This window comes from Pseudovibrio sp. Ad46 (assembly GCF_001623065.1).
GTDB lineage: Bacteria > Pseudomonadota > Alphaproteobacteria > Rhizobiales > Stappiaceae > Pseudovibrio.
The window spans coordinates 1-22,052 of record NZ_LMCG01000068.1; the positions used below are offsets into that span (position 1 = coordinate 1).

The following is a 22,052-nucleotide window of genomic DNA, read 5'->3' on the forward strand; positions in this document are numbered from 1 at the left end:
AAACAGACCGTAAAGAAACATCCAAACCAGCATAGTATTCCATGGTGCTCTCCCATCCTCGCAGCAATATGCTGCGATCTTAACAGGAGCTGACCTCTCGTGAAGGACGAGCCCGATTACGCATGCTATTGGTCATGAGTAATTGCAGATCGCCAATAAGAGCTATTGTAGAAGCCTACAGGTGAGCGCGATTCAGCTCATAATGGGAACGTCCGATGGTCGAATTTTAGCTCATTCTGAATTGCAGGGCTCATAACTTCTTTACTTCATGAAGCTGTTAGGCCTTTTCAGTAAAAACAGGCATTGACTTTAGCTATCCTAAAGAGCGGCAAATGCTCGTTAGGCTGGATATGATCCAATCTCTTCTTCTTCAAGATTTCACGGGTCCTTCCCAGGCCTTTGCTTGCCTGCGGGTAGTTCGGGACCACGGCGCAAGCGGCTATGTGGTTTTCGCAAGGGCTTGATGTTTATGTTCATGTTGTTGTTCTCAGTTTTTAGCCCCGCTAATCCTATGGGTTTGTGGAGGAATTCAGTTTCCTTGCATTGACACCTTGCGCCAATCATCGCATGGTCAACTTGAGGCGTCGAAACCTCGGTAACGCGGCACCGCAGCCGCTTTCTGCGGTCTTTTTGTGTCTGGAGTTAGCTCTCCAAACGCAACTCTCGCTTATGGGCGGGAGGGCGGTGAATACAATACCCTTCACGGGGGAATAAACCCGCCTGTCGTTACCAGGTTTCGAACCTCCCGCTCGCCAGTGGGTTGTCGAAAGCTCTCTGTTGAGTGGTTTGTTCAACAAGCCTGTAACGAGGGTATTTTGATGACTGATACTGGTAAAGAGAAATGCGCCCATACGTCCCTTCGCAATGAAGTGGACCAGCTTCACCTCACAGCCAACCACCTCAAAAATCTAGTCTATTCCATGAGCGTGGTTTTGAGTGAACGCATGGAGCACACACAGGAATATGAAGCGTTGCTGACGCTGTTTGATACTGTGCGCAATCACATTGAAGATGTGCAGGGAAGTAGCGAGAAGATTTCCGAGCTGCTCGAACCTTGCGCGCTAAGACGAATAATACGGAATGAAGAGGGGCATTGCCCCTCACGGAATATTCTGGCTTGGGAAGCGTGAAGCTTCTCAGGCCCTTTTTGTTGGTCGCTTGAAGCGGGCATGCCCTTTATCAAGAAGCATTAAAGTTGCCCCCTGACGGACGTTGACGACCCTCCGACAACTCTCAAGAGTTAAAACCTCAATGAAAGCCTGTGTCCTGACGACTAATGACGACATTAACAGCTTTTTCAGAATTAATTTGAAAGGGTATTTGCAGGAACTAAGAGAGGTAAAATCGCGCTTTCAAACGCTCTCATTTGCTTACATAGTGCTGACACAGGGCACAAAAGCAAAAAGCTCCCGGGAGGGAGCTTTGCTAAGCCTCTTTATATACCATGAGGTTAAATGGTGAGCCCGCACGGGTTCGAACCGTGGACCTACTGATTAAAAGTCAGTTGCTCTACCAGCTGAGCTACGGGCTCTCGACAGGACCGTTAGGTCGCTGCCTGTGAGGGGGCTTCTAAGGATTGCAGGGGCTTAGCGCAAGCGCTTTTTTTTATTTTCCACACAGTGCATTGAATTTGAATCAAGTATGCATCTTACGCCTCTCACAATCATGAGGAGAAGGCGGCTACACTTAAGTGCCTTCAGCAAAGAATGCGCCTCACGCGTACGAGCGCTCAAAGTTAAGAGTGGGAGTTATCATCAGACTTTCCCTCATAGGGCAAATTGTCTCGCTTTCTCCGTAAAACTACAACCTAAAGCTCATTAGACTACGTATTTCCACGCCAATTCATGAGTTTCAAGTGTCCACCACCGATGCTGACTATTCAATTAAATGCAAACAAAAGCAATAAGTTACGATAATAAAAAACCCCACAGCCCAGAGCGTCATCGTGCAAAATCAATCAAAAGTTGTGAAATATCTAAATACTGTGGAGATGCGTGTTTTGATCGATTAGCGGAGTTTGCTTTTTGATCTGCCGCAAAGAACTCACCTCCGAATAAGCGCACCTACTTAATGTATATTTTTCATGCGAGATAAGGTTTCTCGGAAATGCGAGCTCTCAGGTTGCGCACTGTCTTCCTTCTAATATTTACGTTCTTTCTCAGTGCGTCGAACTACGCGATAGCTGCGTCGGACTCTTCAAACCGTGTTCTCGACTTTGCCAAAAAAGTTGAGGTCACAAAGTTCTTTCCTAAGGCCGACAGGTATGGCGCGCTGCACGAGGACATCGCAGTGTTACCAGCAATGGCCGGAGATGACGTTTTAGGTTGGGTCTTCCTAACCACCGATCTCGTTTCCACAACAGGATATTCTGGCAAGCCTATTGATACGTTGGTTGGTATCAATCCTGAAGGCATGCTCACGAGCGTTCAGCTGGTAAAGCACGCAGAACCAATCGTTCTGATCGGTATCCCTGATAGCGAGATCAAAAAGATCACCGAGAATTATGCTGGTCTCGATATCAAGAAAGAAGCAGAGCAGGGCGGGTCTGCTCACGAGCTGGATATCATCTCCGGCGCGACCGTCACCATTATGGTGATTGATGATTCCGTCGTGAGAGCAAGCCTGAAAGTGGCGCGCACCCTCGGACTTGGTGGCCTGAAAGGCGCTGCTGCTGACACTGGTCCAAAATTTGTCATAGATCCAGACAAAGCAGAGGTTTCTGACTGGATGTCAATGACTGGTGATGGTTCTATCCGTCGTCTGACGCTCGATGTGGGCCAGGTCAACGCCGCATTTGTAGAGCAAGGCAATCCCAAAGCCATCAAACGTCCAGAGAAGGGGCCAGAAACCGACTCTTACGTTGATATGTTTATGGCGCTTGCTGACGTCCCAACTGTAGGTCGTACGATCCTGGGAGACGCAGAGTATGCCAATCTGAAAAATCGTCTGAAAGAAGGTGAGCACGCAATCGTGGTCCTCGGTCGTGGTCGTTATTCTTTCAAAGGCACAGGCTACGTACGTGGTGGCATCTTTGATCGTATTCAGCTGATCCAGGATGACATTTCAGTCCGCTTCAGAGACCGTCAACACAAACGTCTCGGCGTTGTGGCTGCAGATGATGCGCCAACGTTTAAAGAACTGGACATGTTCACCATTCCTGCAGACTCCGGTTTCGATCCAAGTAAACCATTCCGGCTGCAGCTTCTCGTACACCGTACAATTGGTGCGATTGAGAAAACCTTCCTGACATTTGATCTGGGCTATCAGTTGCCGCAGCAATACCTGAAGAAGGTAGAGGATGCACCAGTTGCCGCAGCAGATGCAGGAAAGGGAGAAGGCGCAGTTGCCGCTCCTGCAGAAGAAGGCCGCGTAGAGCTTTGGCAGCGCATTTGGAATGATCGTCAGGTTGATATCGCAATACTAGGCATTGCTCTTACAATCCTGACAGGCGTTTTCTTCTTCCAGATGCAGGTTGCCAAATCAGAGAAGTTTACCTTCTGGTTCCGTATTGGCTTCCTAACCTTCGTCTTGGTCTGGTTGGGCTGGATGGAAAACGCGCAGCTCTCTGTTGTAAACGTTCTGGCGCTCTTCTCAGCGCTGACGACAGAATTCAGCTGGACCGCGTTCCTGATGGATCCACTAGTGTTCCTGCTGTGGTTTGCTGTTGCAGCAGCACTCATCTTCTGGGGTCGTGGCGCATATTGCGGCTGGCTCTGCCCGTTTGGTGCACTTCAGGAGCTAACCAATCGGATCGCGAAGTTCTTCAAAGTTCCTCAAATCTCATTGCCTTGGGGTTTGCATGAACGCCTCTGGGCCGTGAAGTACATGATCTTCCTCGCTCTGTTTGGCTTGTCACTCTACTCCTTGGCAGTTGCTGAGCATTATGCAGAGGTTGAACCATTCAAGACCGCAATCATTTTGAAGTTCCAGCGCGGATGGCCGTTTGTCCTGTTCGCCGTGGCACTCTTGACCGCAGGTTTGTTTATCGAGCGGTTCTACTGCCGTTACCTCTGTCCACTTGGTGCAGCGCTCGCCATTCCAGCACGCCTACGCATGTTCGACTGGCTGAAGCGCTACAAAGAGTGCGGCAATCCATGCGCACGTTGCGAGAAGGACTGCATGGTTGGAGCGATCCACCCAGAGGGCAACATCAATCCAAACGAATGCCTGAACTGCCTGCACTGTCAGGTTCTGTATCAGAGCGACGACAAATGTCCGGTCTGCATTAAGAAGCTTGCCAAGCGCAAGAAATTCGAAGCGCAGACGGGTATTTCAAAGACGGAAAAGGGCACTTCCGTCAAACAACCGGCTTAGGCCAAATCTACTAGAAAGTATCAAGGGAGACTTTCATGACTGATAGAAAAGAGACAGGTCTGTCACGCCGCGCATTGCTCGGTGGTACTGCTAAAACAGCCGCTGTTGCGGGTCTGGGCGCAGTGGCAGTTGCTGGCGCTACTGGTGGCATCACTGCTGCACAGGCAGCTGAAGGTAACGACTTCCACGTTGCTCCGGGCGACCTGGACGAATACTACGGCTTCTGGTCTTCTGGACAGGCAGGCGAGCTGCGCATTCTGGGCATCCCATCCATGCGTGAACTGATGCGCGTTCCTGTGTTTAACCGTTGTTCCGCAACCGGTTGGGGCCAGACCAACGAATCCAAAAAAATTCTGACAGAAAACCTGCTGCCAGAAACCAAAGAGTTCCTTGCAGCTCATAATATGGACACATATGACAACGGTGACCTTCACCACCCACATATGTCCTTCACTGACGGCAAATATGACGGCCGCTACCTGTTCATGAACGATAAAGCAAATACTCGTGTTGCACGTATTCGTCTTGACGTGATGAAAGCAGACAAGATCATCGAAGTGCCAAACGCGCACGACATCCATGGTCTACGCCCTCAAAAATGGCCTCGTACAGGTTATGTTTTCGCAAACGGTGAGCACGAAGCTCCACTCGTAAACGATGGTAAAATCCTTGATAAGCCGGAAGAATATACCTGCATCTTTACCGCGATTGACGGCGATACCATGGAAGTGGCATGGCAAGTGATTGTATCCGGTAACCTTGATAACTGCGATGCGGACTATCAGGGTAAATATGCATTCTCAACCAGCTACAACTCAGAAATGGGTACCAATCTGGCCGAGATGACTGCGTCCGAAATGGACCACTGCGTTGTCTTCAACATCAAGCGCATTGAAGAAGGCGTCAAAAACGGCGACTACGAAATGCTGAATGGTGTGCCTGTTCTTGATGGCCGTAAAGGCTCCAAGTACACCGCATACGTTCCAGTGCCGAACAGCCCACACGGCTGTAACACTTGCCCAGACAAAAAACACGTTATGATCGCTGGTAAACTGTCTCCAACAGTTTCCGTTATCGACGTGGACAAGCTGGATGCAGTGTTTGACGGTGCAGATCCACGTTCCGCAGTTGTTGCAGAACCTGAGCTGGGTCTTGGCCCTCTCCACACAGCATTCGATAACCGCGGTTTCGCATACACCACACTGTTCCTCGACAGCCAGATGGTGAAGTGGGACATCGACAAAGCGATCCGTCAGTACGCTGGTGAAGATATCGACCCAATCCATTCCAAGATTGATGTCGCTTATCAACCAGGCCACAACCACACTTCCATGGGTGAAACTCTGGACGCGGACGGTAAGTGGCTTGTTTCCCTGAACAAGTTCTCCAAAGACCGCTTCTTGAACGTTGGTCCTTTGAAGCCTGAAAACGAGCAGCTGATCGATATTTCTGGCGACGAAATGAAGATCGTTCATGACGGCCCAACATTCGCTGAACCACATGACGTCATCATCGTTCACCGTTCTCTCGTGAATCCAGCTTCTGTTTGGGATCGTAACGACCCAACATTCGCTGATGCAGTTGCACAGGCAAAAGCAGACGGTGTTGATCTGGAAGAAGCAGAACACGTAATTCGCGATGGCAACAAAGTTCGCGTTTACATGCACTCTGCAGCTCCAACCTTCTCTCTTGAGAAGTTTACCGTGAAGCAGGGCGATGAAGTCACTGTTTACGTCACCAACATTGATGACATTGACGATCTGACACATGGCTTCTGTATTTCCAACTACGGTGTAGCAATGGAAGTTGCTCCTCAGGCAACAGCTTCTGTGACCTTCATTGCTGAGCGTCCAGGTGTTCACTGGTTCTACTGCCAGTGGTTCTGTCATGCACTGCACATGGAAATGCGCGGCCGTATGTTCGTTGAGCCTCGCGACGCATAAGGGAGCAGCGGGCATGACAAGGTTGTTCTGGCAAACATTGCTGGGAGCGACGGCTTTGGTTGGCGTGAGCGTTTCTGCTCACGCCGCTGAAATCCCTGTTCCTGCACAGCCTGATGCCTTAGCCCGCGCCTTAGAAAAGGCGCAGGACGGAGACGTTTTGCGCCTTTCTGCTGGAATTCATCAGGGACCGATCATCATCGATCGGTCTTTGGTGCTTAAAGGAGAGCCAGGCGCAGAGCTTAAAGGCAATGGCAAAGGCTCAGTAATAACTGTCGAAGCACCAGATGTGGTCGTCGATGGACTGGTCATTACCGGTTCAGGTCTTTCCAACCAAACAATCGATTCAGGCGTGAAGCTGACAAAAAAAGCAGATCGTGCCCGAATTACAGGCAATAAGTTCCTCAACAATCTGGTGGGTGTGGATGCGCACGGCCCAGATGATGCTTACGTTGCCGATAACCTGATTGAAGGACGTCGCGATCTGCGCCCCAACGAGCGCGGAAACGGCATATATGTCTGGAACTCACCACGACTTGTCGTGGAGTTCAACACCATCAAATATGGCCGTGACGGTATTTTCGTAAACACCAGTCCAAACGATACTCTGAGAAATAATTATTTCGAAAACACACGCTTTGCTGTGCATTATATGTATGGCAACAAAGGGACTATCTCCAACAACGTCTCAGTAGACAATCACATTGGCTACGCTCTTATGTTTTCCGACAAGCTCACCATCACAAACAACATCTCTGATGGGGACCGCGACCACGGCTTGATGCTGAACTATGCAAACAATGCCGTAATCACCGGAAATCATGTGAAAGCATCGCCTGAGAAATGTTTGTTTATGTACAACGCCAATAAAAACAAAGTCGACGGCAACACGTTCGAGCGTTGTGAGATTGGAGTTCATTTCACGGCAGGTTCCGCTAAAAACAAGTTTTCCAACAATGCTTTCATCGGAAATAAAACTCAGGTCAAATATGTGGGCACACGTCATCTTGAGTGGACCTATGAAGGTCGTGGAAACTTCTGGAGCGATCATTCAGCCTTTGACATGAACGGAGACGGAGTAGCCGACACCGCCTACCGGCCAAACGACATGGTCGATCAAATTCTCTGGACGCAACCCGCGGCAAAACTGCTTACCGGAAGTCCTGCGGTTCAACTCCTCAGTTGGACGCAGTCTCAGTTCCCGGCGCTTTTGCCAGGTGGAATCGTGGACACAAAACCATTGATGCATGCACCAGAGTTAGCAAAGCCGAAGGTAGGAGCAAGAAGATGAATAATACAGTTCTTCGAGCTGAAAACGTCCGCATGACCTTCGATGGACGGGATGCTGTAAAAGATCTTTCCTTTGAACTGGGAAGCGCAGAGAGGGTTGCGCTCCTCGGACACAATGGGGCAGGAAAAACGACATTCTTTAAGATGTCACTTGGTTTTCTAACCCCAACGGATGGACGGATTGAAGTTTTGGGTGCAGAGCCCGGCAGTGACAAAGCACGCGCATCCACTGCGTTCCTGCCTGAATCTGTTGCCTTTCAAAGAACATTGACAGGTGTCGAAGTTCTCAAATACTACGCACGACTAAAAGGCGAAGATGCAAAGAAAGCCATTGGTTTGCTCGAACGGGTCGGCCTTGCAGAAGCAGGACGCCGCCGCGTTGGGACATACTCAAAAGGCATGCGTCAACGTCTGGGTCTGGCACAAGCATTGATCGGAACACCGAAGCTTGTCCTACTGGATGAGCCAACAAGTGGCCTTGACCCCATTTCTCGGCAGAACTTCTACGATCTGGTGACTGAGATTTCAGGAAACGGAGCAACAGTATTGCTGTCGTCTCATGCCTTGACGGAAATGGAAGCACGTACTGATCGCATCTTGATCATGTCCAAAGGTAAATTGGTGGCAAACGATACGCTCGACCATTTGCGGACTGCAGCAAGATTACCGATCCGACTCAAGGTGAAGTCGAAAGAAGAGCCGGCAGAGCAACTGGCAAACCGCTTGGGTGGTACTCCGGTCAATTGTCGCTCGGTAGAAATCATGTGTGCGCACGAAGACAAAATCGCAAGAATTGCTGCGGTCACCAGCCTTGGCGCGATGATTGAAGACATCGATGTCCATCTGCCAACTCTGGATGATGTGTATAAGCACTTCTCTGAAAAAGCAGATCTCGAAGATAGTGCAGGGGAGGCATAAAGGTATGTTCCAACGTATCCTCACTGTAGCTCACCAAGAATTCCGGATCGGCTTACGAAATCGCTGGATCCTACTTTCTGTTGTGATCCTGAGCGCGTTCTCCATGGCACTGGCCTTGCTCGGTTCAGCTCCTGCGGGCACGCTTGATGTAAGCCGCATGACAATCACTGTAGCTTCTCTATCCAGCCTGTCAGTCTATCTGGTTCCGCTGATCGCACTGCTGCTCGCTTTTGATGCTGTTGCAGGTGAAATCGAACGCGGGACCTTGCTGCTGATCTTCTCTTCACCAATGACGCGAAGCGAGTTCCTCATTGGCAAGGCTGTCGGACATATCTGCGTTCTAATGCTGGCTCTCACACTCGGCTACGGATCAACCGCATTGATGCTGGCAGCAACCGGTGGCGGCGACACCAGTGGTTTCATCGACTTTGCGCGGCTGATCGCAACCTCAGCCATCCTCGGCTTTGCATTCTTGTCCCTTGGATACATCGTTAGTGCACTCGTGCGCCAGGTGACGACAGCAGCAGCAATGGCGATCGGAATTTGGTTGGTACTGATTGTGCTTTACGATTTGGCACTGTTAGGAGCATTGGTCGCTGATAGCGAAGGCTTCTTTGCTTCCAGTGTGTTCCCATTTGCTCTGCTGGCAAATCCAGCGGATGCCTTCCGCTTGTTCAACCTTTCAGCACTTGATGCCAACGCCATGGTCGGCGGTATGGCAGGTGTCGCTGAAAGCCTTCCATTCCCGCCAGTCGTTGCTCTTGCATCCATCTTTATGTTTGCAGGTGCTGCAATGTCTGGTGCAATCCTTCTGCTTAAGAGGGTTTCCCCATGATGAAGAAACTATTCGCAGTCGTTGGTGTCACGTTGCTTCTGGCAGCGTGTCAGGAGAAAGAAGAAGTCGTCAAACCGGTCGCCATGGAACTTAGTGTCGAAGCTGCTGGTTTCTACTGCCAGATGACTGTTTTGGATCACGAAGGACCAAAAGCTCAGATTCACTTGGCAGGTAGCCCGTTTCCACTGTGGTTCTCGCAGGTACGTGATGCAGTCGCCTTCACACGATTACCTGAAGAATCAAAAGATTACGTCGCGATCTATGTGAACGATATGGACAACGCAGTTAGCTGGGAGCAACCAGGCAACAACAACTGGGTTGATGCCGATGCAGCATATTTCGTTATCGAAAGCACACAGAACGGCGGCATGGGAGCACCAGAAGCAATTCCATTCGGCACACAAGCGGGTGCTGAGAAGTTTTCCTCTGAAAACGGTGGTAAGGTTGTGAAACTGACAGAAATTCCTGATGAGTACGTGCTCAAACCAGTTGAATTCGAACTCAGTGATGCGTCAAGCAACTAGCCCAGACTATAAAATCTGAAAAATACAAAACGCTCCAGAAATGGAGCGTTTTTTGCGTCTAAACCAGTTTCACAGAATGGCAAGTTGTTTCAGTACTTGCAACGCTGCGGATAGCCAACCCTCAGATCCGGATCTCCAACCACAATCAGCTCATCAGGATCACACGTCACACTTTCCGTTGGGGAGCTGTCAAAAGGTCTGAATTTGAGTGCACGATGCCCGCAAATGAGTGTGGTTTCACCGCAAATAAACCCAACTTCTTCAGTGCTTCTATGCTTAACGATTGAACCAAGTTCAGGTTCACCAAAAGACATATCCGCAGTCAGCAAGTTCAAAAAATCAACTTCAGGAGTCGCATCCGCAGCATGCATACTCGCCGTTTTCAAGAGATCCTCAAAAATATCATGCCGCGCAGTCGAATGTTGACTATCTACTTCGTTTGAATGTTCAGCGCGATTTAAGTCGATGGGCATAAGAGTTCTTTCAACTAGAGAACTAAAAGCAAATGTAAAAATACCAATTCAGACGAACAATCTGATTATGTCCAATCCTTATGCGCCTTTCACATAATCAGGAAAGGAGCACAAATTAGAGTTGAATTGGATAATAAATCCATATCGTAGATTTCAACAGCTGGAAAGGTAAATAAACTCAAGTTTTAAATAACCTGAGCAATGCACATTAAAAGTCGAAAAACAGAGGCACGACAAAAAAGCAATTTAACCTTTAAGATACAACACCTTAATTAAATAATATATGGGATCGAAAAGACACATTCATGACGTATGCACAATTATTAAGTCAAATTCACTAGGCCAAAAATTGGAGAGAATAACTTCATATCGGCAGATGGAAATTAGGTAATTTCCCCCAACAATAACTGTGAAGCACTCACATTCACTGAGAAGATTAAACTGAAGGAAGTGAACTCGAAACGACATTGTCGAAAAAAGATTGACACGATATTCAATTTAGAGCGTGATATAACAAGTTGTTTGGAAAAAGACTTTGAATTTCTAACAACAGCGCCAAAGTGTCGGCAAGGCCGCAAGTAAATGCGTCTTATTGCTCATTTCGTTTCAGCATCTCGTGATAAATACGAGCAAACATCATGGAAACGAAATTCATAGGTCCTTTGCTACCCGAGCCATACACCTGTGCTTCGATTTCTAATGCCTGGGTCCACGCCTGATCGATTAAATCCAGATCAGTCTGTTTCACATGCCCTTCCATCTCACTTAGAATCTCAGTGTCTTCTATAAAGTCGATATCATTAACACCGTGAATTCCGAAACGAAGAAACTGTTCGTTGACACCGAGTGCTAGTGCCAACTTTCCCAGAGTATCACCACGCGGATTATCTATTAAACCTTTTTCGATCTTATAAAGATTGTCATAACCAACGTTTGCACGTCGAGCTAAATCTTTGACCGTCAGATCATTCTGTTTTCTTAGTTTTTGAAGCCGCTGTTGCCAAGTCATGGTTGCTCTGCAGTCGCTAAAAACATAGTCCCGTGAAGAAGTATTACAGTTAGTGCAATTAATCTATGACTAGATTGGTCGCAAATAAATAAGCAAATGAGATATCCGCAAGAAATAGGGGAGCTGCCTACTGCATTGTCTTTACCCAATCTCCCTCCTCTTTAAAATTGCTGAAACAGCACTCCCACCAAAATTTTAGATTGTAGTTTTAGTTTCAGCAAAAAGTGACTTGTGCACCTGTTCTCCCACCTCTGATGTTTAGAACACCAATATTGGGCTTGTCAGATGGGTAGACCATGAGTAAATGGGGCGAAATTAATTCTGGAAGGGGATAAATGGTTGCCAAATAATCAAGGTACTGCCCATGCCGTCTATGGTATGGGACGCTGGGGTAAAGATCTTCTCTCTGTGCTGCCAAACGGCGATATAGCACTTAGTAATCCTTTGATGCCGGACGCTCCCAAGGTGAGTCTGCCGGAGATCGTTCACGACCTTGAACAACGTGGTATCCATTCTCCACTTTTGCTGCGCGTCAGTTCGTTCCTGCAAAACGAAATCGCTCACATCAACAACTCCATGGCAGATGCGATCAATCGCGTCGGCTATAAAGGCAAATATCGCGGTGTTTTCCCGATCAAGGTAAACCAGCAGGCGCAGGTTATCGATCGTATCGTTGAGTTTGGCCGTCCATACTCCTACGGTCTTGAAGCTGGCTCAAAGCCTGAGCTTGTTATTGCCCTTGCGCACCGCTTGCCCAAAGAAGCTCTCATTGTCTGTAACGGTGTAAAAGACGAAGAGTTCATTCGTCTTGCAATTCTTTCGCGCAAACTGGGTTTTAACACCATCATCGTGCTGGAAAGCCCGAAAGAACTCGACACCGTTATTAATGTGGTTGAGGAGCTGGGCGAGGAGCCTTTGCTCGGTGTGCGCGTTAAACTGACGAACCAGATTGGCGGCAAGTGGGAAGAAAGCTCTGGTGATCGCTCCACATTTGGCATGAACACTGATCAGCTGGTCTCAGTGATTGACAAACTGCACGATGCGAAACTCTTGCACTGCCTGAAGTTGCAGCACTCTCATCTTGGTTCGCAGGTTCCTGATGTCAATGACGTGCGCCGTGCCGTTGGTGAAGCCTGTCGTTACTTTGTCGAGCTGACAAGGGAAGGGGCGGAGCTAACCCATCTTGATCTTGGTGGTGGCCTTGGGGTTGATTACACCGGTGAGAAGAAGGCGATTGAAAACTCCACCAACTATTCGGTTGAGGAATACTGCGCCAACGTGGTGGAGACCGTTGCTTATGCAATGGATGAGGCAGAACTTACGCATCCCACATTGATCACTGAAAGTGGCCGTGCCGTTGTGGCAACCTCTTCAATGCTGCTCTTCAATGTCCTTGAAGCAACGCTGTTTGATGCGCCAACCGCCCCTGAGCCTGAAAAAGACGATCACCACATGGTTGCAGATCTTGCCGCCGTTGAGGGGTACCTTAGCGCAGAACGGCTTCAGGAATGTTTGAACGACGCCTCATTCTACCGCAATGAGCTGCGTGCGCTCTTCCGCCGTGGGTATATCGACCTGCGCCAGATGGGTCGTTCTGAGCGCATTTATCTGCATTTGATGTCCAAAATTAAAGAGCTGGCGCCGCCGACAGGTGTTGCTCCCGAGATTGACGAGCAGCTGGAGAAGGTGGCAGATATCTACCACTGTAACTTCTCTTTATTCCAGTCCCTGCCAGATGTCTGGGCCATCGATCAGCTTCATCCGATTGTGCCGTTACAACGCCTGAATGAAGCACCGGATCGCCGCGCCGTTCTTTCTGACATCACCTGTGACAGTGATGGTAAAGTAGACAAATTCATTTTGGCGGACGGCATCTCACCATCTTTGCCGGTCCATACGCTCGAAGAAGGCAAGCCATATTATCTTGGCGTTTTCTTTGTTGGTGCCTATCAGGAAACGCTGGGTGATCTGCACAACCTGTTTGGCGATACCAATGTGGCAACCATTGACCTGCGCGCTGATGGCGGATTTGATCTGCTTCAGGAAGTTGAAGGTGATACAATCTCGCAGGTTCTTTCCTATGTGGAGTATGATCCACGCGATTGCGTAGACGCTTTCCGCAAGCTTATCGATGAGGCGGTCTCCGCTGGCACACTGAAGAACGCTGATCGACGCACGTTGGTTGCCGCTTACCGCGACAGCATCAACGGCTACACTTACTACGAATAATCCAAGGACCGGGGAATAGGCATGAGTAAGACTCTGGTAATCGGCGCAGGTGGTGTTTCCTCCGCAGCCGTACACAAAATGGCAATGAATTCGGATATCTTTTCTGAGGTCACGCTGGCATCTCGCCGCAAGTTTAAATGCGATGATATTGCAACAAGCGTGAAGGCAAAGACCGACGTTACCATCAAGACAGCTGAAGTTGACGCGATGGACGTTGCCGCAGTTGTTGCCCTCATCAAAGAGAGCGGCGCAGAGCTGCTGGTAAATCTGGCACTGCCGTATCAGGACCTGAAGCTGATGGATGCCTGTCTGGAAGCTGGCATCAACTATCTGGACACCGCAAACTACGAGCCGGAAGACGAAGCCAAGTTCGAATACCACTGGCAGTGGGCCTATCAGGAGCGCTTCAAAGAGGCTGGCCTTACCGCGATCCTCGGCTCTGGTTTCGATCCGGGGGTTACTTCCGTCTTCGCAACATGGCTGAAAAAGCACAAGCTCGACACCATCCGCCAGATTGACGTTCTTGATTGTAACGGCGGCGACAATGGCAAGGCGTTTGCAACCAACTTCAACCCGGAAATCAACATCCGTGAAGTAACAGCAGATGCACGCCATTGGGAAAAAGGCGACTGGGTCAGCTCACCTGCGATGACCCACAAGGTTGCTTTCGACTTCCCGGGCGTTGGCGAGAAAAACATGTACCTCATGTATCATGAGGAACTGGAAAGCATGAAAACGCATTTTCCCGAGATTGAACGTGCGCGTTTCTGGATGACGTTCGGCGATGCTTACATCAACCACGTCCGCGTGCTTGAAGGCATTGGCATGACCTCAATTGAGCCTGTCATGCATGAAGGCAAGGAAATCATCCCGCTGCAATTCCTGAAGTCCGTTCTGCCGGACCCAAGTGATCTGGGCGAGCTGACAAAAGGCAAGACCTGCATTGGCGACATTGCAACCGGTCAGGCCAAAGACGGCTCCGGCGAGAAAACCTTTTACATCTACAACATCTGTGACCACGAAGAGTGTTATGCAGAGGTTGGCTCGCAGGCTGTTTCCTACACCACTGGTGTTCCGGCAATGATTGGTGCGGCACAGATCCTGAAAGGGAACTGGAACGAGCCGGGTGTTTGGAACATGGAGCAGCTGGACCCGGATAACTTCATGGACATGCTGAACGAGCACGGACTACCCTGGCAGGTGCATGAGCTCGACGGCCCGGTACAGTTCTAAGCTGATGGCCGACATGATGCAGACGCAGGCTGGCGATGCGGGAGCGTTCAGGACATTTGACCTCTCCCGGGTCCCAAGTCCCTGTTTCGTCGTTGATGAGGTTGCGGTCCGCCGCAACCTTTCTGTGCTTAAGGATGTGGCTGATTGCTCTGGCGCGCACGTTCTTTCCGCGTTGAAAGCCTTTTCCATGTTCGCACTGGCCCCTGTGGTGCGCGAATATCTGGAAGGCACCTGCGCCTCAGGCCTTTATGAAGCACGCCTTGCCCGCGAACAATACGGCGGAGAAGTTGCAACGTTCTGCGCGGGTTATAAAGCAAGCGAGATTGATGAGATCATTGGCTACACCGACCATATGATCTTCAACTCTCCTGCTCAAAAAGACCGTTTCCTGCCAAACCTCCGAGCTGCCAGACACAAAGTCGATGTGGGCCTGCGCATCAATCCTGAGCACTCGGAAGGCGAGGTTGCGAAATACGACCCATGCGCCCCATGCTCTCGCCTGGGCTTTCCAATCTCGCAATTAAATGCAGAGGTATTGGAGGGCGTCGATGGCATCCATATGCACACGTTGTGTGAACAGGAGTTTGAACCACTCCAGCGCACATGGGAGGCGGTGAAAGATAAGCTTGCGCCGTATTTCAGTCAGCTGAAATGGATCAACTTCGGCGGTGGTCACCACATCACGCGTGAAGACTACGACCGTGAAGCGCTGATTGCCTTCGTTAAGGATGTGCGGGCAACAACCGGCCTGGAAGTTTATCTGGAACCGGGCGAAGCAGTTGCTCTGGATGCGGGCATTCTGGTAGGTGAAGTGCTGGATCTGCCCCAGAACACCATGAATCTGGCAATTGTCGACATTTCCGCAACCTGCCATATGCCGGATGTGATTGAAGCTCCTTATCGCCCGGCCATGCTGGACGAGGCGGAGGAGGGGCACGCATACCGCCTCGGTGGCCCATCCTGCCTCGCAGGTGACGTGATCGGCGATTACACACGGGCAGAGCCGCTGAATATTGGCGATCGCTTTGCGTTCCTCGATCAGGCTCACTACTCCATGGTGAAAACCAACACCTTCAACGGTGTTCCCCTGCCAGCAATCGCGCTCTGGAACTCTGAAAGCGATGATCTTAAAATCATCCGTGAGTTCTCCTACAACGACTTCCTGACCCGTCTTTCCTAAAGGTACGAAATGTCTGTTTTTCTTGACAGTGAGCTGACTGAAGCAGAACGCAAAGCAGAAGACGCCCTCTTCACAATTATCCCGGTCCCACTGGAACGCACCGTCTCTTACGGCTCAGGTACTATCAAAGGCCCCGAAGCTATCATTGAGGCAAGTAATGAATTGGAACGTGGCTGCAATGGCGTTGAGCCATGCGCCTCCGGCATTGCAACGCAAGCACCAGTCGACTGCGATGGACCTCTGCCAGACGTCATGGAGCGCCTCGCTCAGCGTACGGAAGACGCCGTCAAAGCCGGTAAAATTCCAGTCACACTGGGCGGCGAACACTCGCTGTCTTACGGCGCGGTCTCAGGCGTTGCCCGTGCGCTCGGCAAACCGGTTGGCATTGTGCAGGTGGACGCTCACGCAGACCTGCGCATCGCCTATCAAGGCGAAAAACACTCCCACGCTTCTGTCATGAACCTCCTGGTAGAAGAGGGGAATTCCCTCGCACAATTCGGCGTACGCGCACTCTGCCAGCAAGAAATAGACAGCCGGAAAGACAACAAAGTTTTCTTTGTTGATGCGGAAGAGTTGGTCACCAAAGGATTGCATGCCGTCGATCTACCTGAGGATTTTCCAGAGCACATCTACATCTCCTTCGATGTGGACGGTCTCGACCCCTCCCAGATGCCAGCAACAGGCACGCCCGTGCCCGGAGGTCTTGGATATTACCAATCCCTGCATCTGGTAGAGCATGCACTAAAGGGCCGAAAATGCGTTGGCCTTGACGTGGTTGAGCTGGCACCAGATGGAAATGCTGCATGGGACTTCACAGCAGCTCAGATCACCTATCGCTTGATGGCTGCAGCCTTGATCCACCAGGGCTAAAAATACAGCTTACTCAAAATACACAAAGAGCTGCGATTACAAAATTGCAGCTCTTTTTTTATGAAATTATACATGGGGGTTCCAGATCACTTGGCCACCAGGCCCAGCTCTTTTGCTCGCTCACTCAGTTGGATACATACAACCCCGTTCGCATCTTCCTCTGCATCTTCCAGAGTGTGCTGCACTTCTCCAGCAAGTCGAATACTTTCCTGAACCAGCACAATATAATACGGTGTCGCTTTGAGCTTATTGTCTCGAATGTAATCCAGTGTCCGCTGGTGATTGATGCCGATATCACAAAAATTATCCATAGTATCGACGAGAAAAATTTCTTTGATCCTCTCCTCAGCCGTCTGCGCAGCAACAGGCAACACAAACAAGCAGGTGAAGGCACCAGCTAAAATCAATCGCTTCATGTAAAAATCCCCATAGAGAAAATAACAGTCTGGCGTCGCTGTATTCAGCTGTCCATTCAGCAGATCTCGCGGAGGTGTTCTTTAGCCATTCAGAATGTAAGCGCAACCTGCAACAGGCCGTATGGAGCGTGAAATCAGGCAGGTTTTATGGGAAACAGTCTAATCTGGAAGTTAATTTTCAGATTCCGGACAACAAAAAACCCACCATAAAGGTGGGCTCTTTTTGCTTATCTATCATAAAGATAGATGGCGGAGAGGGTGGGCTTCGAACTGCCATGTCAACCATTGAAATCATTAGGATATATCGTGTTTACAAGTCGATATGTTACCCATAATGTTACCCCGCACGGGTAACAATAGGATTCGGTTGTAAAATGGCTAGAACTATCGGCAGCGGGAACCCTGACTATTTGTCCGTCAAGGATGGACGGTGGATATATGTTAGACGTGTTCCGGAGGTTTTCAGAGCATTCGATAAACGCACATTCGCGAGGGCGTCTACGGGGATTCCTGTTTCAGAAGATCCAAAGGGACTACGTGCGGCGAGAAGTGCCGCAAAGATAAATGCTGATACTGAGGAGTATTGGCGCGGCCTTGCAGATGGTCAAGCGAAAGAGGCAAAGAAGCGATATGAAGCCGCAAGGCGACGGGCAAGGGTATTAGGGTTTGACTACGTGACCTCTGATGAAGTGGCCGGGCGACCTCTCAGCGAAATCATGGCGCGGTTAGCAGCTCTTCAGACAACACAACATAGACCTCAAATCGTGGACGTGGCGGGCGCTCTCGGTGGTGAGAAAGCACCCCAGATCCAGATTGAGGATTTATTCTCTGAGTTTGAGAAGACCCAAAAAACATACCTTTCAAATATGTCCAAGGATCAAGTTAGGCGCTGGAGAAACCCGAAGATACTTGCCTTAAAAAGCCTAACTGAAATCACCGGTAACAAACCTCTCCTAGAATTTACACGTAATGATGCCATTGATTTTCGTGAGTGCCTACAAGATCGCGTGGAGGCGGGGCAAATCCAAATTGGAACCGCCAACAAGCAAATCGGGCACATAAATAAAATGATGCGCACAATTATTAATCATTTCAGGCTGGATCTGGTTTCCCCGTTTGGAGAGTTGCGGCTTGAGGGCGAAAGGACAGAACAACGTCATCCATTTGCCCCTGAGTTCGTTCAAAAGAATATCCTAGCTGATGGTGCGCTTGATGGATTGAACGCAAGCGCTAGGTCTATTCTGTACTTAATCGTTGAGACTGGATTACGGTTGTCAGAAGCGGCAAATTTGAGCGAGAACACGATACACCTTGAAGGGAAGGTGCCTTATATTGAGGTTGTTCCAGAAGAGCGTCTTCTGAAGCAAGATCACACGACCAGAACTATTCCACTTGTCGGTGTGTCCTTTATGGCGATGCAGGAGTTTAAGCGAGGGTTCAGCCGCTATCACGACAATGCTGGAAGCCTCTCTGCAACAGTGAACAAATTTCTGCTTGAAAATGACCTAAGGCCGAATCCGCGAAAGCATACGGCCTATTCGTTGCGTCACACATTCGAGGACCGATTGACTGCGGTTGAAGCGCCGGACAAGATTATTGCAATGCTTATGGGGCATAAATTCCAGCGGCCTAAATACGGTCACGGCCCAACCTTGGAGCATAAGCGGGAGTGGCTTCAGCGGATTGCTTTTACGCCACCTACAAGGGTTTGAGGTGGGTTTGATTTCAAGAACTGTTCTGCCCGGTCGCGTGGTGAAAGCTTGTTGAGTTCTGCTTCCAGCCTATCAAAAATGGGGGCGTACTGCTCGCCGTACTCAACAACTATCCATGCTGCAAAGCGCGTTGCCTGTTCCAGTTCTTGATAGGTTGGGCCTTTCTTCATGGTGTCACGCAGCCCCATCTCTATCTTGTGCTGCCAGGAAGGCTGTTTGCATTTGCCAGCCTTGTTCCCATTTTTTGAAGCGCGGATCTTCGGTCATGTAGAGATTGTCCGTGACTGCTTTGCCTGCGCTTGCTGCGTCTATGCCAAGCTGTTGGGCTTCGTCCAGATCGCCTTCCAGCATGCCAAGGGCTGCATGTAGAGGTCCAGCATGGATTCCTTCTCTTCGCGCTCTGATGGCTTTTGCTTTTTGATTTTCAGAATTGCCCGCATGGTGGGCACATCAAACCCGTTGCCCTTGGCTTCTGCGAATACATCTTTGATGTCGTCTGCAATGCCCTTCTTCTCGCCTTCCAGCCGCTCAATGCGATCAAAGAAGCTTTGCAGGTGATCGGCGGCAATGCCGGAGCTGTTAGACCCGGTTTGTGTTTTGGCTGGTGTTGCCTTTTTTGGGGTGGCCTTTGCCGGGGTGACCTTTGCCGGGGTGGTCTTGGCCTTAGGCTTGGTGGTTGCAGCTTTGGTGCTTTGTGCCTGCTTGGTTTCTTCGGATGCTGATTCCGCTTCTGGGGTGGTTTTGCGAGGTGCCATGTTGAACCTCACTGAGTTGGAGCAATGGAAAGGGCGCGACTTGCCCCGCTGGAAAAGCGGATTGCGATAATTTGCGCAAGTTCGCCGCGCTCGCTCAAAGAGAGGGGCGCAGCCTCAACCAACCGTTCGAGGCTGAATATTTCTGGCTGAAGTAAGCCATAATAGCTTGAAAGGCTGTGCTCGCTTTGAGGGCAATGGGTATTCGTCAAATCAAAAGTACGCATGACTACTCCTGTCATTGATGGCAGAGATTAATCTCGTAATCAGGTTCTTGCTTTGCGAAGCAGATTATCCACAAAATGCAGAACATACAGAAAGCATAAATCTACGAAATGTGGATTGTCAATCAATGTAATCCACGAAACGTAGATTTATTAGTTGACCTTCTTTTGATTGATGCAAATATTTGACGCACTCAAGGGTATAGAGCTGTGCACTTAAATAGCTGCTCTTTGTATGGAAAGAATCTTTAGTGTTGAGGAAATTCAGAGTGTTCTGATGAAGGGTGAAAAGAGTTCACTGATGCGTTGGAATTGCTCAACGAGGGTCTTGTGTGCATTGCAATTCTAATTGGTTTATTAACGCCAAGTAAACGAATCATCGTTGTTAAATATCGGACACTTAGGGGATGTGGGAGGTCGTTTTGGACCAAGAAGAACGCTTCCAGTTGTTGTTAAAAGGGGCTCAATCGTCCCCATTATCGTTCGATTTATTAGAGGCATTGTCTCGTAATATGGACATGAGTTCATTGGCCATTTTGGTGGGCAATGCATCAATGTTGCCTAAATATATGAAGTCCATTGAGATCCCATATCGCTCACGCAGCTTTATTGCGCCGGGTATTGAGACGCGGAAGTCTCCGGTTTCCCATTGATTGTAGGATTTGTATTGAATGTCGGCATTTGCCGCGAAATCCTTCTGGTTCATACCGAAGTATTTTCTCACAGCTCTAAGTCGTATTGCGGAATCCGCGTAACGTCCTGAAATCACTCTTCTAGTCATGGATCGCATTCTATCATAATCCAATAAATGTAGACTATGTTGTATTTATGGTGTTGACTATAATCTATGAAACGTTGATTTTTGTCGCATGTGTAACGCACGCGAAATCGCTCAAACGCTTGGCAGGAAGAATATTCAAGATGCTCTCGGGGTTAAGTCGGGCGCTGTAAGCGCTGCCGTTGTGCGAGGGCAATTTCCTGCTTCGTGGTTTCATGAGATGGAACAGTTGGCGCTTGCCGCCAATATAGAACTGCCACGCCATCTCTTCAATTGGAGACGTGGTAACGGGAGACGGAAAGCTATGGGACCGTGACCGCCACAAGCCGCTAGGGCTGTTCTGAGGGTATAGTTACAAGTCACCTTGTTAGCTTCAATCCCTTTGTAATCAGAGCGCGTATTCCGCCACTGATTTTCTAGTTCTCACTTATCCAATTATCCGCACTGCTCAGGAGGTTTTAAAATGCCTAGTCCCGGAGACGGTTCCCGTTTGTCTATTATCCCGGCCGGTGTGTTTGGGGATTTAACTTTGCGGCCTCGCGATATTCAGGTGCTGGGCGTCCTGTGCTGCTCCACTGATGGCAATGGTTTGACGTATCGCAGCCAGGTGAAGATGGCCCGCCAGCTTGGGGTTGTGCGTTACACAATTCAAAAGGCGATCAGCAATCTGGTGGCTGCAGGCTGGTTGAAGATTTTGCGCGGTGAGCGGCCTGACGGCGGCGATTGCTCCCACACCTACAAAGTCATCAATAAGGATCTGATTGACTGTGAAGAGCCGGACTTGATGGAGAGCGGCCCTATTGGTGAACATGTGACTGCCCGGAGGGAGCAAAAACTATGCAAAAATAGGCAGGGGGTGCCTCCAAAATTAGACACCTATAAGAACGAGTCTTTAATAACTAAAGATGAAGAAGAACAAGCGGCTGCGAGTAGGTCTTTTTGCAAAAATGCTGAGGACACCCAACACCCGACTGAGGATGTGGAGGGCATAGGGCAGCGCTTTATCGTGCCTTTGAGGGCGTTTTTACGCAAAATTGGGCTAGATCCGTCTGCAGGGCGCTTGCGGGGCGGGCTTGAACCTGCCTGGGGCTGGGCCGTGAATGGGTGCGATCTTGAATTAGACGTGAAACCCACGTTGCACATGGTTCTTGGGGCCGCGCCGGACCCTGTGAGAAGCTTAAATTATTTCACGCGGGCTGTGTTAGCCGCGAAAAACAGCCGTTTAGCGCAGGGGCAGCTCAATCCAAAGTTCATTCCAGATGGTCGCAAAGCGGCGCAAGTGCGGGCACGAAAATGTGCTGCAGATGAGCGGGCAACCAATGCCGCTATAGATCGCGTTTTTGGAGGGTGAAGCC

The 22,052-nt window shown here is 49.6% G+C and carries 21 protein-coding genes and 1 tRNA gene; 14 read left to right on the forward strand and 8 right to left on the reverse strand.

The features are described from left to right. Window positions 1-818: 818 nt before the first annotated feature. Window positions 819-1,130 carry a hypothetical protein gene (locus tag PsAD46_RS17250; protein WP_063292269.1) on the forward strand — a complete coding sequence of 104 codons (312 nt, stop codon included), beginning with the start codon at window positions 819-821 and terminating at the stop codon, window positions 1,128-1,130. A 325-nt stretch (window positions 1,131-1,455) separates the two neighbouring features. On the opposite strand, the gene PsAD46_RS17260 is transcribed toward PsAD46_RS17250, so the two are convergent. Further along, a tRNA-Lys gene (locus PsAD46_RS17260) sits at window positions 1,456-1,531 on the reverse strand. Window positions 1,532-2,106: 575 nt separating this feature from the next. Here PsAD46_RS17260 and PsAD46_RS17265 point away from each other — a divergent pair. The 6 genes from PsAD46_RS17265 to PsAD46_RS17290 are packed head-to-tail and all read left to right on the forward strand — an operon-like array spanning window position 2,107 to window position 9,821. Further along, on the forward strand, window positions 2,107-4,314 hold the full coding sequence (locus PsAD46_RS17265) for a NosR/NirI family protein (protein ID WP_063292270.1): 2,208 nt from the start codon (window positions 2,107-2,109) through the stop codon (window positions 4,312-4,314). Window positions 4,315-4,349: 35 nt separating this feature from the next. After that, on the forward strand, window positions 4,350-6,257 hold the full coding sequence (nosZ, locus tag PsAD46_RS17270) for a TAT-dependent nitrous-oxide reductase (RefSeq protein ID WP_057463908.1): 1,908 nt from the start codon (window positions 4,350-4,352) through the stop codon (window positions 6,255-6,257). Between the two features lie 13 nt (window positions 6,258-6,270). Continuing rightward, a complete protein-coding gene (locus tag PsAD46_RS17275; RefSeq protein ID WP_063292271.1) occupies window positions 6,271-7,545 on the forward strand; it encodes a nitrous oxide reductase family maturation protein NosD in 1,275 nt (424 codons plus the stop codon). Further along, window positions 7,542-8,462: an ABC transporter ATP-binding protein gene (locus PsAD46_RS17280; RefSeq protein WP_063288739.1), complete on the forward strand. Its 921-nt coding sequence runs from the start codon at window positions 7,542-7,544 to the stop codon at window positions 8,460-8,462. Before PsAD46_RS17275 ends, PsAD46_RS17280 begins: the two co-directional genes overlap by 4 nt. Window positions 8,463-8,466: 4 nt before the next feature. Continuing rightward, complete coding sequence (locus PsAD46_RS17285; RefSeq protein ID WP_057463905.1) at window positions 8,467-9,297, forward strand: ABC transporter permease subunit; 831 nt, start codon at window positions 8,467-8,469, stop codon at window positions 9,295-9,297. Next, entirely contained in the window at window positions 9,294-9,821 is a 528-nt protein-coding gene (locus PsAD46_RS17290; RefSeq protein ID WP_063292272.1) for a nitrous oxide reductase accessory protein NosL, read from the forward strand. The genes PsAD46_RS17285 and PsAD46_RS17290 overlap by 4 nt, the downstream gene beginning before the upstream one ends. An 89-nt stretch (window positions 9,822-9,910) precedes the next feature. On the opposite strand, the gene PsAD46_RS17295 is transcribed toward PsAD46_RS17290, so the two are convergent. Continuing rightward, entirely contained in the window at window positions 9,911-10,207 is a 297-nt protein-coding gene (locus PsAD46_RS17295) for a hypothetical protein (RefSeq protein WP_153040777.1), read from the reverse strand. A 676-nt stretch (window positions 10,208-10,883) separates the two neighbouring features. Beyond that, the gene (locus tag PsAD46_RS17300) at window positions 10,884-11,303 is read right to left on the reverse strand and encodes a helix-turn-helix transcriptional regulator (protein ID WP_063292274.1); all 420 of its coding nucleotides are present in this window, start codon (window positions 11,301-11,303) and stop codon (window positions 10,884-10,886) included. Window positions 11,304-11,642: 339 nt separating this feature from the next. On the opposite strand from PsAD46_RS17300, the gene speA reads away from it, so the two are divergent. Genes speA through speB form a run of 4 tightly spaced genes read left to right on the forward strand, consistent with a single transcriptional unit; the run spans window position 11,643 to window position 16,815 of the window. After that, a complete protein-coding gene (speA, locus tag PsAD46_RS17305; protein ID WP_084404451.1) occupies window positions 11,643-13,532 on the forward strand; it encodes a biosynthetic arginine decarboxylase in 1,890 nt (629 codons plus the stop codon). Between the two features lie 21 nt (window positions 13,533-13,553). Then, the gene (locus tag PsAD46_RS17310; protein ID WP_063307469.1) at window positions 13,554-14,765 is read left to right on the forward strand and encodes a saccharopine dehydrogenase family protein; all 1,212 of its coding nucleotides are present in this window, start codon (window positions 13,554-13,556) and stop codon (window positions 14,763-14,765) included. Then, window positions 14,737-15,945 (forward strand): carboxynorspermidine decarboxylase, encoded by a 1,209-nt coding sequence (nspC, locus tag PsAD46_RS17315; RefSeq protein ID WP_208981897.1) that lies wholly within the window; start codon window positions 14,737-14,739, stop codon window positions 15,943-15,945. Before PsAD46_RS17310 ends, nspC begins: the two co-directional genes overlap by 29 nt. Before the next feature lie 9 nt (window positions 15,946-15,954). After that, window positions 15,955-16,815, forward strand: a complete 861-nt coding sequence (gene speB, locus PsAD46_RS17320; RefSeq protein WP_063292278.1) for an agmatinase — start codon at window positions 15,955-15,957, stop codon at window positions 16,813-16,815. Between the two features lie 86 nt (window positions 16,816-16,901). On the opposite strand, the gene PsAD46_RS17325 is transcribed toward speB, so the two are convergent. Beyond that, complete coding sequence (locus PsAD46_RS17325) at window positions 16,902-17,231, reverse strand: hypothetical protein (RefSeq protein ID WP_063292279.1); 330 nt, start codon at window positions 17,229-17,231, stop codon at window positions 16,902-16,904. 374 nt (window positions 17,232-17,605) lie between these two features. On the opposite strand from PsAD46_RS17325, the gene PsAD46_RS17330 reads away from it, so the two are divergent. After that, window positions 17,606-18,943 (forward strand): tyrosine-type recombinase/integrase, encoded by a 1,338-nt coding sequence (locus PsAD46_RS17330; RefSeq protein WP_063307471.1) that lies wholly within the window; start codon window positions 17,606-17,608, stop codon window positions 18,941-18,943. Here PsAD46_RS17330 and PsAD46_RS17335 read toward each other — a convergent pair. The 4 genes from PsAD46_RS17335 to PsAD46_RS17345 are packed head-to-tail and all read right to left on the reverse strand — an operon-like array spanning window position 18,907 to window position 19,922. After that, entirely contained in the window at window positions 18,907-19,131 is a 225-nt protein-coding gene (locus tag PsAD46_RS17335) for a hypothetical protein (RefSeq protein WP_063307472.1), read from the reverse strand. The two genes, PsAD46_RS17330 and PsAD46_RS17335, sit on opposite strands and share 37 nt — an antisense overlap. Next, a complete protein-coding gene (locus PsAD46_RS28170) occupies window positions 19,118-19,294 on the reverse strand; it encodes a hypothetical protein (RefSeq protein ID WP_193776963.1) in 177 nt (58 codons plus the stop codon). Before PsAD46_RS28170 ends, PsAD46_RS17335 begins: the two co-directional genes overlap by 14 nt. After that, the gene (locus tag PsAD46_RS28830) at window positions 19,252-19,698 is read right to left on the reverse strand and encodes a GapR family DNA-binding domain-containing protein (RefSeq protein WP_084404452.1); all 447 of its coding nucleotides are present in this window, start codon (window positions 19,696-19,698) and stop codon (window positions 19,252-19,254) included. The genes PsAD46_RS28170 and PsAD46_RS28830 overlap by 43 nt, the downstream gene beginning before the upstream one ends. An 8-nt stretch (window positions 19,699-19,706) precedes the next feature. Further along, window positions 19,707-19,922: a hypothetical protein gene (locus tag PsAD46_RS17345; RefSeq protein WP_063307473.1), complete on the reverse strand. Its 216-nt coding sequence runs from the start codon at window positions 19,920-19,922 to the stop codon at window positions 19,707-19,709. Between the two features lie 419 nt (window positions 19,923-20,341). Here PsAD46_RS17345 and PsAD46_RS28630 point away from each other — a divergent pair, with 419 nt between their 5' ends. Both PsAD46_RS28630 and PsAD46_RS17360 read left to right on the forward strand, forming a co-directional pair. Further along, window positions 20,342-20,572 (forward strand): hypothetical protein, encoded by a 231-nt coding sequence (locus PsAD46_RS28630; RefSeq protein ID WP_244271763.1) that lies wholly within the window; start codon window positions 20,342-20,344, stop codon window positions 20,570-20,572. Window positions 20,573-21,160: 588 nt separating this feature from the next. Next, a complete protein-coding gene (locus tag PsAD46_RS17360; RefSeq protein WP_063307475.1) occupies window positions 21,161-22,048 on the forward strand; it encodes a helix-turn-helix domain-containing protein in 888 nt (295 codons plus the stop codon). Window positions 22,049-22,052 lie beyond the last annotated feature (4 nt).